Source organism: Neisseria sp. N95_16 (assembly GCF_002551535.2).
In the GTDB taxonomy this organism is placed as follows: domain Bacteria; phylum Pseudomonadota; class Gammaproteobacteria; order Burkholderiales; family Neisseriaceae; genus Neisseria; species Neisseria brasiliensis.
The window spans coordinates 1-13953 of record NZ_PDBT02000066.1 but is presented as its reverse complement, the minus strand read 5'-3'; the positions used below and the strand labels follow the sequence as shown (position 1 = coordinate 13953).

The window sequence follows — 13953 nt, the reverse complement described above, 5'->3', positions numbered from 1 at the left end:
TCCATTCTTCGCTAACTACCGTCCACAATTCTACTTCCGTACGACTGACGTTACCGGTGCGGTAACTTTGGAAGAAGGCGTAGAAATGGTAATGCCGGGCGAAAACGTAGCCATCACTGTTGAACTGATTGCGCCAATCGCGATGGAAGAAGGTTTGCGTTTTGCGATTCGTGAAGGCGGCCGTACCGTAGGTGCCGGTGTTGTATCTTCTATCATTGCTTAAGTTTTAGAAGGCCAGTAGCTCAATTGGTAGAGTATCGGTCTCCAAAACCGAGGGTTGGGGGTTCGAGACCCTCCTGGCCTGCCAAATAAAAAATTAACCGGCCTTAGTGCCGGTTAATTTTTTTGCTATTTTATTTCTATTTATTTGTTTTAACCATCGCATGATTGTGAGCGGTATATCGATATATGCTGCATATGCTGCATATGCTGTATCAATGCTATGGAAAGTGAGTTCAAAATGGCTGATCGTATGCCTGAAGATAAAGCGGATAAAGTGGGGCAGGTTGTCAAATCAGACAACAATGCGCATGCCACGCCGCAGCGCGAAGGGTTCGCTTATTTTCGAAATTCATGGATTGAATTTAAGAAAGTAGTTTGGCCGGCTCGTGATGATGCGGTCAAGATGACTGTATTCGTGGTAATTTTTGTAGCAATTTTGGCTGCGTTTATTTATGCAGTCGATACAGCGGTTTCATGGTTATTTTTTGATTTGTTATTGAAGAGGGGATAAAAATGTCAAAACGTTGGTATGTTGTGCAGGCTTATTCCGGCTTTGAAAAAAATGTCCAAAAAACATTGAAAGAGCGTATTTCACGCGAAGGTATGGAAGAGTATTTCGGCCAAGTGTTGGTTCCGGTCGAAGAGGTGGTTGATATTAAAAATGGCCGCCGTACCATCAGCGAGCGTAAGTTTTACCCTGGCTATGTCTTGGTTGAAATGGAAATGACCGATGAATCATGGCATTTGGTAAAAAGTACCCCGCGCGTCTCTGGCTTTATCGGCGGTACTGCTAACCGACCATTACCTATTTCTCAACGTGAAGCTGATGTAATTATGCAACAGGTTCGTAGTGGTGTTGAAAAACCAAAACCAAAAGTTGAATTTGAAGTGGGTCAATCGGTTCGTGTTAATGACGGTCCCTTTGCTGACTTCAATGGCGTGGTGGATGAGGTTAATTACGAGCGCAATAAGCTGCGTGTTTCTGTGCAGATTTTTGGCCGTGAAACGCCTGTTGAGTTGGAATTTGGTCAGGTTGAAAAGATTTAATTGAATTAATGTCTTGAATTAAAATACATTAAGTTTTATAATCGAAAATTCGTTTTGGGAAGCGGAATGGTTCCGCGTTATACCCGTCTTTTAGGAGTCCTTAAGTGGCAAAGAAAATTGTAGGCTACATTAAACTGCAAATTGGTGCAGGTAAAGCCAACCCATCTCCTCCAGTTGGTCCAGCATTGGGTCAACGTGGTTTGAATATTATGGAATTCTGTAAAGCATTTAATGCTGCGACCCAAGGTATGGAGCCTGGTTTGCCGATTCCTGTTGTGATCACTGCATTTGCGGATAAATCATTCACATTTGTGATGAAAACGCCTCCAGCTTCTATCTTGTTGAAAAAAGCTGCGGGTCTGCAAAAAGGTAGTGCCAACCCATTGACCAATAAAGTGGGTAAAGTAACTCGCGCTCAATTGGAAGAAATCGCGAAAACCAAAGAGCCTGATTTAACGGCTTCTGATTTGGATGCTGCGGTACGTACTATTGCTGGTTCAGCCCGTTCAATGGGCTTGGATGTGGAGGGTGTATAATGGCTAAAGTTTCTAAACGCTTGAAAGCTTTGCGCTCTTCTGTTGAAGCGAATAAATTATATGCAATTGATGAAGCAATTACTTTGGTAAAAAATGCCGCAACTGCTAAATTTGATGAATCAGTTGACGTGTCATTCAACTTGGGTGTAGATCCACGTAAATCTGACCAAGTAATTCGTGGCTCAGTTGTATTGCCTAAAGGTACCGGTAAAACCACTCGTGTTGCTGTATTTGCGCAAGGCGCGAATGCTGATGCTGCTAAAGAAGCGGGTGCTGATGTCGTTGGTTTCGACGACTTGGCTGCTGAAATCAAAGGTGGCAACTTGAACTTTGACGTTGTGATTGCTTCTCCAGATGCAATGCGTATTGTCGGTCAGTTGGGTACTATCTTGGGTCCACGTGGTTTGATGCCTAACCCTAAAGTAGGTACTGTAACCCCTAATGTTGCTGAAGCGGTGAAAAACGCTAAAGCCGGTCAAGTACAATACCGTACTGATAAAGCAGGTATCGTGCATGCCACTATCGGTCGCGCTTCATTTGCTGAAGCCGATTTGAAAGAAAACTTTGACGCTTTGCTGGATGCTATCGTTAAAGCAAAACCTGCTGCTGCAAAAGGCCAATACTTACGTAAAGTTGCCGTTTCAAGCACAATGGGTTTAGGTGTTCGAGTAGATACTTCTAGCGTAAACAACTAAGAATTTTCAGACGGCCTTTTTAAGGCTGTCTGGATTTGGGCTACTTAAAATATTAAGTAGATGTCCAAGACCGTAGGGATCGTAAGATTTAATCGTTATTGCCCTACGCAGACGGTAGTCCTGAAACAAATTGCAAGAAAGCTTGTAAGATGTCTTTTTAGGTTACCGCGCTGGTGGAATACTGAGAAAGTATTCTGTTGATAAACAGTGGGAGGTAGACCTTGAGTCTCAATATTGAAACCAAGAAAGTAGCCGTTGAAGAGATTAGCGCAGCAATTGCTAACGCTCAAACTCTGGTGGTTGCAGAATATCGCGGTATCAGTGTTGCCAGCATGACCGAGCTGCGTGCGAATGCACGTAAAGAAGGCGTATATTTGCGCGTTCTGAAAAATACTTTGGCTCGTCGTGCAGTAGAAGGCACTTCATTTGCAGGTTTGGCAGATCACATGGTGGGTCCGCTGGTTTACGCTGCTTCTGAAGATGCTGTAGCTGCTGCAAAAGTGCTGCATCAATTCGCGAAAAAAGATGACAAAATTGTTGTTAAAGCCGGTTCTTACAATGGCGACGTACTGGATGCTGCTCAAGTAAGCGAGTTGGCTTCTATTCCTAGCCGTGAAGAATTGTTGTCTAAACTGTTGTACGTTATGCAGGCACCTGTTGCCGGCTTTGCACGCGGTTTGGCTGCATTGGCTGAGAAAAAAGCTGGCGAAGAAGCCGCTTAATAGATTTTGTTTCATTTGATAATTAATTTTTAATACAATATTTGGAGTTTAAATAGCATGGCTATTACTAAAGAAGACATTTTGGAAGCCGTTGGTTCTTTGACCGTTATGGAATTGAACGACTTGGTTAAAGCTTTTGAAGAAAAATTCGGCGTTTCTGCTGCTGCCGTTGCCGTTGCCGGCCCTGCTGGTGCTGGTGCCGCTGCGGCTGAAGAAAAAACTGAATTTGACGTTGTTTTGGCTTCTGCCGGTGATCAAAAAGTTGGCGTGATTAAAGTGGTTCGTGCCATCACTGGTTTGGGCTTGAAAGAAGCTAAAGACATCGTTGACGGCGCGCCTAAAACACTGAAAGAAGGTGTTTCTAAAGCTGAAGCTGAAGACATCCAAAAACAACTGGAAGAAGCCGGCGCTAAAGTCGAAATCAAATAATCATTATTTGATACTTTCAGTAAAGGCTGGCAGATATCTGCCAGCCTTATTTTGCGTTTTAATCATACAGAAAATAATTATTTACATTTATTTGCATTTATATCTTGAAATAAATATAAATAAATGTAAATAACATCACAAAATTGTCGTCTCAAAGTTTTTCAGACGGCATTTCTATTCAAAGCCACCCTTCGGAGTGTATATGAACTATTCGTTTACCGAGAAAAAACGTATCCGTAAGAGTTTTGCCAAACGAGAGAACGTATTGGAAGTTCCCTTTTTGCTGGCAACTCAAATTGATTCTTATGCAAAATTTCTGCAATTAGAAAATGCTTTCGACCAGCGTACTGATGATGGTCTGCAAGCAGCATTCAATTCTATTTTCCCAATCGTCAGCCACAATGGCTATGCACGTTTGGAATTTGTCCATTACACCTTGGGTGATCCGTTGTTTGATATTCCTGAATGTCAATTGCGCGGTATTACTTACGCTGCTCCTTTGCGTGCACGCATCCGCTTGGTGATTTTGGATAAAGAGGCTTCTAAACCGACTGTAAAAGAAGTACGCGAAAACGAAGTGTACATGGGTGAAATCCCATTGATGACACCAAGCGGCTCTTTTGTCATCAATGGTACCGAGCGTGTGATCGTTTCTCAGTTGCACCGTTCTCCGGGTGTGTTCTTTGAGCATGACCGTGGTAAGACGCACTCTTCGGGCAAATTATTGTTCTCTGCCCGCATTATTCCTTACCGTGGTTCATGGTTGGATTTTGAGTTTGATCCAAAAGATCAACTGTATTTCCGTATCGACCGTCGCCGTAAAATGCCGGTTACCATTTTGTTGAAAGCCTTGGGTTACAACAATGAACAGATTTTGGACACTTTCTACGACAAAGAAACATTCTTCTTGTCAAAAGGTGGTGTGCAAACTGAATTGATTCCAGGCCGTCTGAAAGGTGAAACCGCTAAAAACGACATCGTGGATGCTGAAGGCAACGTTTTGGTGACCAAAGGCAAACGCATCACTGCTAAAAATATCCGTGATATTGCCAATGCCGGTTTGACCCGATTGGACGTTGATCCTGAAACCTTATTGGGCAAAGTCTTGGCTGCTGATTTGATCGTGCCGGACACTGGTGAAGTATTGGCTGTGGCCAATGATGAAATCACCGAAGAATTGTTGGCGAAACTGGATATCCACGGTATTGAGCAAGTTACTACTTTGTACATCAATGAATTGGACCAAGGTGGTTACATTTCCAGCACCTTGCGTACGGATGAAACTGCCGACCAGCAAGCTGCCCGCGTAGCGATTTACCGCATGATGCGTCCGGGCGAACCGCCTACCGAAGAAGCTGTTGAAATGCTCTTCAACCGCTTGTTCTTCAGTGAAGACAGCTACGACTTGTCTCGTGTAGGCCGTATGAAATTCAATACCCGCACCTACGAGCAAAAATTGTCTGAAGCGCAACAAGGCTCTTGGTATGGTCGTTTATTGAACGAAACCTTTGCCGGTGCAGCCGAAAAAGGTGGCTATGTACTGAGCATTGAAGACATTGTCGCTTCGATTGCCACTTTGGTTGAATTGCGTAACGGTCACGGCGAAGTGGACGATATCGACCACTTGGGCAACCGTCGCGTGCGTTCGGTTGGTGAGTTGACTGAAAACCAATTCCGCAGTGGCTTGGCTCGTGTTGAGCGCGCAGTGAAAGAGCGTTTGAACCAAGCAGAATCTGAAAACCTGAGGCCGCATGATTTGATCAATGCTAAACCGGTTTCCGCTGCCATTAAAGAATTCTTCGGTTCAAGCCAATTGAGCCAATTTATGGATCAAACCAACCCACTGTCTGAAGTGACAAACAAACGTCGTGTTTCTGCTTTGGGTCCAGGCGGTTTGACCCGTGAACGTGCTGGCTTTGAAGTGCGTGACGTACACCCGACTCACTATGGCCGCGTATGTCCGATTGAAACACCCGAAGGTCCGAACATTGGTTTGATTAACTCGCTGTCTGTTTATGCGCGTACCAATGATTATGGTTTCTTGGAAACCCCATACCGCCGTGTAATTGACGGTAAAGTAACCACGGAAATCGATTACTTGTCTGCCATCGAAGAAGGCCGCTATGTGATTGCACAGGCCAATGCCGAATTGGATGCAGAAGGCAATCTGACCGGTGATTTGGTGACCTGTCGTGAAAAAGGCGAAACCATTATGGCCACACCTGACCGCGTTCAATACATGGATGTGGCAACCGGCCAAGTGGTATCGGTAGCGGCTTCCCTGATTCCGTTCTTGGAACACGATGACGCGAACCGTGCCTTGATGGGTGCCAACATGCAACGTCAAGCTGTGCCTTGTCTGCGTCCTGAAAAACCAATGGTCGGTACCGGTATCGAACGCTCAGTAGCCGTTGACTCGGCAACGGCGATTGTTGCCCGTCGTGGCGGCGTGGTTGAATATGTTGATGCCAACCGTGTGGTGATTCGCGTACACGATGACGAAGCGACTGCCGGTGAAGTGGGTGTGGACATCTACAATCTGGTCAAATTTACCCGCTCTAACCAATCAACCAACATCAACCAACGTCCGGCTGTGAAAGCAGGCGATGTGTTGCAACGTGGCGACTTGGTAGCCGACGGTGCTTCGACTGACTTGGGCGAATTGGCGCTGGGTCAAAACATGACCATCGCCTTCATGCCTTGGAACGGTTACAACTACGAAGACTCGATTTTGCTGTCTGAAAAAGTGGCTGCCGATGACCGCTACACTTCGATTCACATTGAAGAATTGAACGTTGTGGCGCGTGACACTAAGTTGGGTGCCGAAGACATTACCCGCGATATTCCGAACTTGTCTGAGCGCATGCAAAACCGTTTGGACGATTCCGGTATTGTGTACATCGGTGCTGAAGTAGAAGCCGGTGACGTGTTGGTGGGTAAAGTAACCCCTAAAGGCGAAACCCAATTGACGCCTGAAGAAAAACTGTTGCGTGCGATTTTCGGTGAAAAAGCGTCTGATGTAAAAGACACTTCATTGCGTATGCCGACCGGCATGAGCGGTACCGTGATTGACGTGCAAGTGTTTACCCGCGAAGGTATCCAGCGCGACAAACGTGCCCAATCGATTATTGATTCTGAGTTGAAACGCTACCGTCAAGACTTAAGTGATCAGCTGCGTATTTTCGATAACGATGCGTTTGATCGTATCGAGCGCATGATTGTTGGCCAAAAAGCCAACGGTGGCCCGATGAAGTTGACTAAAGGTAGCGAAATCACTGCTGAATACTTGGCTTCTACCGCCAGCAAACACGATTGGTTCGACATCCGTTTGGCCGATGAAGATTTGGCCAAACAATTAGAGCTGATTAAGCTGAGCCTGCAGCAAAAACGCGAAGAAGCGGATGAGTTGTATGAAGTGAAGAAGAAAAAGCTGACCCAAGGCGACGAATTGCAGCCGGGCGTACAAAAAATGGTGAAAGTATTCATCGCCATCAAACGCCGTCTGCAAGCCGGTGACAAAATGGCCGGCCGCCACGGTAACAAAGGTGTGGTATCACGCATTCTGCCGGTGGAAGACATGCCTTATATGGCAGACGGCCGTCCAGTTGACATCGTGTTGAACCCATTGGGTGTACCATCGCGTATGAATATCGGTCAGATTTTGGAAGTGCACTTGGGTTGGGCGGCAAAAGGTATCGGTGAACGCATCGACCGTATGCTCAAAGAGCAGCGCAAAGCCAGCGAATTGCGTGAATTCTTGAATAAGCTGTACAACAACAGCGGCAAGCAAGAAGATCTCGACAGCTTGAGCGATGATGAAATCATCGAATTGGCTTCTAACCTGCGTAAAGGTGCTTCTTTCGCTTCTCCGGTATTCGACGGTGCGAAAGAATCTGAAATCCGCGACATGCTGAACTTGGCTTATCCAAGCGATGATCCTGAAGTAGAAAAATTGGGCTTTAACGACACCAAAACCCAAATTACCCTTTACGATGGCCGTTCAGGCGAAGCTTTCGACCGCCGCGTAACCGTAGGCGTGATGCACTACTTGAAACTGCATCACTTGGTTGATGAGAAAATGCACGCCCGTTCGACCGGTCCTTACAGCTTGGTGACCCAACAACCTCTGGGCGGTAAAGCGCAGTTCGGTGGCCAACGTTTCGGTGAGATGGAAGTTTGGGCGCTGGAAGCTTACGGTGCTGCTTACACCCTGCAAGAAATGTTGACCGTGAAGTCCGATGACGTGACAGGTCGTACCAAAATGTATGAAAACATTGTTAAAGGCGAACACAAAATCGACGCCGGTATGCCTGAATCCTTCAACGTATTGGTTAAAGAGATTCGCTCATTGGGCTTGGATATCGATTTGGAACGTTATTAAACAACGCTTTCAGACGGCCTCTGATATCAATAGGCCGTCTGAAAGAACACAGCGCTTTCAACGGACATCACAAAAATGTTTAAAGGCCGTCTGAAAAGCTGAGTCATTCCATCCGAATCCTGATCCGCCAAGCGGTAAAAATACTTCCTTCAAGGAGCAAAAATGAATTTGTTGAACTTATTTAATCCGTTACAAACAGCGGGCATGGAAGAAGAGTTTGATGCCATCAAAATCGGCATTGCCTCTCCGGATACCATCCGCTCTTGGTCTTACGGTGAAGTGAAAAAGCCGGAAACCATCAACTACCGTACGTTCAAACCGGAACGCGACGGTTTGTTCTGTGCCAAAATTTTCGGCCCGGTAAAAGACTACGAATGTTTGTGCGGTAAATACAAACGCTTGAAATTTAAAGGCGTAACCTGTGAAAAATGTGGCGTGGAAGTGACTTTGTCTAAAGTACGCCGCGAACGCATGGGTCACATTGAATTGGCTGCGCCGGTTGCCCATATCTGGTTTTTGAAATCGCTGCCGTCTCGCTTGGGCATGGTATTGAACATGACCCTGCGCGACATCGAACGTGTATTGTACTTTGAAGCATTTGTGGTGACCGATCCGGGCATGACCCCGCTGCAACGCCGCCAATTGCTGACCGAAGACGATTACTACAACAAATTGGACGAATACGGCGACGATTTCGATGCCAAAATGGGTGCCGAAGGTATCCGCGAATTGTTGCGTTCATTGGATGTAGCAGGCGAAATCGAAGTATTGCGTCAAGAATTGGAATCAACCGGTTCTGATACCAAAATCAAAAAAATCGCCAAACGTTTGAAAGTATTGGAAGCGTTCCACCGCTCAGGTATGAAACTTGAGTGGATGATTATGGACGTGTTGCCAGTATTGCCACCTGATTTGCGTCCGCTGGTGCCTTTGGATGGCGGCCGTTTTGCCACTTCTGATTTGAACGATTTATACCGTCGTGTGATTAACCGTAACAACCGTCTGAAACGTTTGTTGGAGTTGAGTGCACCGGACATCATTGTGCGCAACGAAAAACGTATGCTGCAAGAAGCAGTCGACAGCCTGTTGGATAACGGCCGTCGCGGTAAAGCCATGACCGGCGCGAACAAGCGTCCATTGAAATCATTGGCCGACATGATTAAAGGTAAGGGTGGTCGCTTCCGTCAAAACCTGTTGGGTAAACGTGTGGACTACTCAGGCCGTTCGGTGATTACCGTGGGTCCTTACCTGCGTCTGCACCAATGCGGTCTGCCGAAAAAAATGGCTTTGGAGCTGTTCAAACCGTTCATTTTCCACAAGCTGGAAAAACAAGGCTTGGCAACCACCGTTAAAGCCGCCAAAAAATTGGTTGAACAAGAAGTACCGGAAGTATGGGACATCTTGGAAGAAGTTATTCGCGAACACCCAATCATGTTGAACCGTGCACCGACATTGCACCGTTTGGGTATTCAAGCGTTTGAACCGATTCTGATTGAAGGTAAAGCCATCCAGTTGCACCCATTGGTGTGTGCCGCATTTAACGCCGACTTTGACGGTGACCAAATGGCGGTTCACGTACCATTGAGCTTGGAAGCGCAAATGGAAGCACGCACTTTGATGCTGGCGTCAAACAACGTATTGTCTCCGGCCAACGGCGAACCGATTATCGTACCGTCTCAAGATATCGTATTGGGTCTGTACTACATGACCCGCGACCGCATCAACGCCAAAGGTGAAGGCAGCTTGTTTGCCGACGTGAAAGAAGTACACCGTGCTTATCACACCAAACAAGTGGAACTGGGTGCCAAAATCACCGTGCGTCTGCGTGAATGGGTGAAAAACGAAAACGGCGAATTGGAGCCGGTAGTTAACCGCTATGAAACCACCGTAGGCCGTGCCTTGTTGAGCGAAACTCTGCCTAAAGGCCTGCCGTTTGAATACATCAACAAAGCGCTGAAGAAGAAAGAAATTTCTAAGCTGATTAACGCATCGTTCCGCTTGTGTGGCCTGCGTGATACCGTGATTTTCGCCGACCATTTGATGTATACCGGTTTTGCTTATGCAGCCAAAGGCGGTATCTCGATTGCCGTTGACGATATGGAAATTCCGAAAGAAAAAGCCGTATTGTTGGCTGAAGCACAAGCCGAAGTGAAGGAAATCGAAGACCAATACCGCCAAGGTTTGGTAACCAACGGTGAACGTTACAACAAAGTAGTCGATATTTGGGGTCGTGCCGGTGACCGCATTGCCAAAGCGATGATGGACAACCTGTCTACCCAAAAAGTCATCGACCGCGAAGGCAACGAAGTGGATCAAGAGTCGTTCAACTCTATCTACATGATGGCCGACTCCGGTGCCCGTGGTTCGGCAGCACAGATCAAACAGCTTTCCGGCATGCGTGGTTTGATGGCCAAACCGGACGGCTCGATTATCGAAACGCCGATTACGTCTAACTTCCGCGAAGGCCTGACCGTATTGCAATACTTTATTGCGACCCACGGTGCGCGTAAAGGTCTGGCCGATACCGCATTGAAAACCGCAAACTCCGGTTACCTGACCCGCCGTTTGGTAGACGTAACCCAAGACTTGGTGGTAGTAGAAGACGATTGCGGCACAACTAACGGTTTTGTCATGAAAGCCGTGGTACAAGGTGGTGACGTGATTGAAGCCTTGCGCGACCGTATTTTGGGCCGTGTGACTGCTTCTGATGTGGTTGACCCATCCACAGGCGAAACCTTGGTAGAAGCCGGTACTTTATTGAACGAAAAACTGGTCGACATGATCGACCAATCCGGCGTCGATGAAGTGAAAGTACGCACCCCGATTACCTGTAAAACCCGCCACGGTTTGTGTGCCCAATGTTACGGCCGTGACTTGGCGCGTGGTAAACTGGTGAATGCTGGTGAAGCGGTCGGCGTGATTGCCGCCCAATCGATTGGTGAACCAGGTACCCAGCTGACCATGCGTACCTTCCACATCGGTGGTGCTGCTTCTCGAGCAGCCGCTGCCAGTCAAGTGGAAGCCAAATCCAACGGTACCGCACGTTTCAGCAGCCAAATGCGTTATGTTGCCAACAACAAAGGCGAATTGGTGGTGATTGGCCGCTCTTGCGAAGTGGTGATTCACGACGATATCGGCCGTGAGCGCGAACGTCATAAAGTGCCTTATGGTGCCATCTTGCTGGTACAAGACGGTGAAGCCATTAAAGCCGGGCAAACCTTGGCAACATGGGATCCGCATACCCGTCCGATGATTACCGAACATGCCGGTTTGGTGAAATTCGAAAACGTGGAAGAAGGCGTAACCGTTGCCAAACAGACCGACGATGTAACCGGTTTGTCTACCTTGGTTGTAATTGACGGCAAACGCCGTTCTGCCGGTACCTCTAAATTGTTGCGCCCAACCGTGAAACTGCTGGACGAAAACGGTTTGGAAATTTGTATCCCTGGTACTTCAACCCCGGTATCGATGGCCTTCCCGGTAGGTGCGGTGATTACCGTGCGTGAAGGTCAAGAAATCGGTAAAGGTGACGTGTTGGCGCGTATTCCGCAAGCATCGTCTAAAACCCGCGATATTACCGGTGGTCTGCCGCGCGTGGCTGAGTTGTTTGAAGCGCGTATCCCGAAAGATGCCGGCATGTTGGCTGAAATCACCGGTACCGTTTCCTTCGGTAAAGAAACCAAGGGTAAACAACGCTTAATCATCACCGATGTTGACGGCGTGGCTTACGAAACCTTGATTTCCAAAGAGAAACAAATCTTGGTGCATGACGGCCAAGTGGTGAACCGCGGTGAAACCATCGTTGACGGTGCCGTTGATCCACATGATATTCTGCGTCTGCAAGGTATCGAAGCATTGGCACGCTATATTGTTCAAGAAGTGCAAGAAGTTTACCGCCTGCAAGGTGTGAAGATTTCCGATAAACACATCGAAGTCATCATCCGCCAAATGCTGCGTCGTGTGAATATTGCCGACTCGGGCGAAACCAGCTTCATTACCGGTGAGCAAGTCGAGCGTGGCGATGTGATGTTGGAAAACGAGAAAATGATTGCCGAAGGTAAAGAGCCGGCGCGTTACGAAAACGTGTTATTGGGTATTACCAAAGCGTCGTTGTCGACCGACAGCTTCATTTCAGCTGCATCGTTCCAAGAAACCACCCGCGTACTCACCGAGGCCGCGATTATGGGTAAACAGGACGAACTGCGCGGCTTGAAAGAAAACGTGATTGTTGGCCGCCTGATTCCGGCCGGTACGGGCTTGACCTATCACCGCAGCCGCCGTCAGGAAAGCCGCGACGAAGTGCCTGCCCAGGTAGACGAGCAATCTGCTGCTGAATAAAGATGCGCCTGCACCGCAGGCCGTCTGAAAAGAAAACCGCAAGTGTTGAGCTTGCGGTTTTTTATTTGCTTGAAATTTTCAGACGGCCTGAGACCCTTGTAAAACTTCAAATCCGTCATTGTCGGGTCTCAGCCCGACAATGACGGCCACAGATTGGCGGATTAAATTCAGATTTTGCTCAGGTTTCAGACGGCCTGAAACCTGAGCAAAACACCTTTAAAAGATGGTGTGCACAAAGCAACCGTTTTAGAACATTGATGGTTTTTTCGTCTAGGTGTGCTTGTGGCCTAATTAGGCCGGTAATCACACATGGTAAAGAAAAGAAAATAATATTTACAAAAGTGTGGGGGGGGGGGTAAATTCATTTTGCTGAAGTTTAGCAAAAATTAACATGAATTTTAGGCATCACTCATTACTAAAAAAGGTATGAAATATGAAAGCATTCAATCAAAACGTCGGTAAAATCACATCAGCAACACTTTTGGCATTGGCTTTAACAGCGTGCGGCGGTGGTGGTGGCGGTAGTCAGTCGCCTCAAACAAGCAGCACGCCGACAAAAGAATTGGCTGAAGCGAAAGCAAACAAAATGTTTTCTTTGGCACAGCAACGACAAGATGTTAGCCAATTGTTTGCAGAAAATGGCGGTACTCTGGAAAATTATAAAGTGAGTATTGATGGTAAGCGCATTACTTCAGACAATGTTGATTTAAGTGCTTTGGGGGAAGGTGTAAGAAGAATTGGCGTTACCGAGGAAGCTGAAATCAGAGCGGGTAGCGTAAAAGGCACGGTTATCCGTAATGGTGTTCTGCACCTTTATCAACAGCCTTACTCTGTGGTAGCAGGTACAGAAGTCAAAGGCGGTACGGTTACTGTTATGGGAAGAAAAGAAAATCTGGGTTCAGAAGAATTAGACTTCGGCACCGTTAAAGGCTATGCCACCAAAACCTTGCCGAGCAGCGGTAAATTCAACTATGCAGGCGAGGCTTTGAGTCAAGATCAAACCGGTAAATTCAATTACACCGTGGACTTTGCAGCGAAAACCGGCAGCGGTTCGATTAGCAATATTGCTGGCGGTATTACGCTTCATGAAGGTAAGATTGCCGGCATGAGCCATGATAATCCCGATAAAACATCGATTAGCGGCTATGGTATTGAGTCAACGGCACGTTCAAACAGCGGCTTGAATGGCGGCTATAAACTCGGCTTCTTCGGCCCGAATGCAGATGAAGTGGCAGGCGTTGTAACCTCGCCTTATGGAGATGTCGGCTTCGGCGGCAAAAAACAATAATCGTCTTTAAGGCATAACCTTGAATTTATAGGCCCTTACATTCGCCTAACAAGTGCAATTTCCAATAACAGAAAAGGCCAGTATGCGGTAGTATACTGCCTTTCCTGACAAGAAAGATTGCAATATGGCCTACACACAACTGACCTCACACCAAAGATACTACATTTCCAGACATTACCGCAACCTACCCCTAAACCAAATCGCACAGAACATCGGTTGTCATCCCGCCACCGTCAGTCGGGAAATCAGACGGCATTCCGTCAACGGAACCTACTGTTACCGAAAAGCACAACAG

At 47.1% G+C, this 13953-nt stretch carries 10 protein-coding genes, 1 tRNA gene and 1 pseudogene; all 12 read left to right on the top strand.

What is annotated here, in order from left to right; translation table 11 throughout:
* Positions 1-223, top strand: a pseudogene (locus CRG49_RS10110) (elongation factor Tu); the annotation flags it as partial.
* Positions 224-231: 8 nt separating this feature from the next.
* Positions 232-307, top strand: a tRNA-Trp gene (locus tag CRG49_RS10105).
* 153 nt (positions 308-460) lie between these two features.
* Positions 461-733, top strand: coding sequence for a preprotein translocase subunit SecE (gene secE, locus CRG49_RS10100; protein WP_095502981.1), 273 nt, complete (start codon positions 461-463; stop codon positions 731-733).
* A 2-nt stretch (positions 734-735) separates the two neighbouring features.
* Positions 736-1269: a transcription termination/antitermination protein NusG gene (nusG, locus tag CRG49_RS10095; RefSeq protein WP_095502979.1), complete on the top strand. Its 534-nt coding sequence runs from the start codon at positions 736-738 to the stop codon at positions 1267-1269.
* A 104-nt stretch (positions 1270-1373) separates the two neighbouring features.
* Complete coding sequence (gene rplK / locus CRG49_RS10090; protein ID WP_095502978.1) at positions 1374-1805, top strand: 50S ribosomal protein L11; 432 nt, start codon at positions 1374-1376, stop codon at positions 1803-1805.
* A complete protein-coding gene (gene rplA, locus CRG49_RS10085; RefSeq protein WP_095502977.1) occupies positions 1805-2500 on the top strand; it encodes a 50S ribosomal protein L1 in 696 nt (231 codons plus the stop codon). The genes rplK and rplA overlap by 1 nt, the downstream gene beginning before the upstream one ends.
* A gap of 221 nt (positions 2501-2721) precedes the next feature.
* Positions 2722-3222 carry a 50S ribosomal protein L10 gene (gene rplJ, locus CRG49_RS10075; protein WP_095502975.1) on the top strand — a complete coding sequence of 167 codons (501 nt, stop codon included), beginning with the start codon at positions 2722-2724 and terminating at the stop codon, positions 3220-3222.
* A 57-nt stretch (positions 3223-3279) separates the two neighbouring features.
* Positions 3280-3651 (top strand): 50S ribosomal protein L7/L12, encoded by a 372-nt coding sequence (gene rplL / locus CRG49_RS10070; RefSeq protein WP_003677916.1) that lies wholly within the window; start codon positions 3280-3282, stop codon positions 3649-3651.
* Between the two features lie 202 nt (positions 3652-3853).
* Positions 3854-8032 carry a DNA-directed RNA polymerase subunit beta gene (gene rpoB / locus CRG49_RS10065; RefSeq protein WP_095502974.1) on the top strand — a complete coding sequence of 1393 codons (4179 nt, stop codon included), beginning with the start codon at positions 3854-3856 and terminating at the stop codon, positions 8030-8032.
* A gap of 162 nt (positions 8033-8194) precedes the next feature.
* Positions 8195-12370, top strand: coding sequence for a DNA-directed RNA polymerase subunit beta' (gene rpoC, locus CRG49_RS10060; protein ID WP_095502973.1), 4176 nt, complete (start codon positions 8195-8197; stop codon positions 12368-12370).
* Between the two features lie 433 nt (positions 12371-12803).
* Complete coding sequence (locus tag CRG49_RS10055; RefSeq protein WP_095503801.1) at positions 12804-13658, top strand: factor H binding protein domain-containing protein; 855 nt, start codon at positions 12804-12806, stop codon at positions 13656-13658.
* Positions 13659-13782: 124 nt separating this feature from the next.
* A partial coding sequence (locus tag CRG49_RS13950; RefSeq protein ID WP_157807888.1) for a helix-turn-helix domain-containing protein occupies positions 13783-13953 on the top strand: 171 nt, incomplete at its 3' end.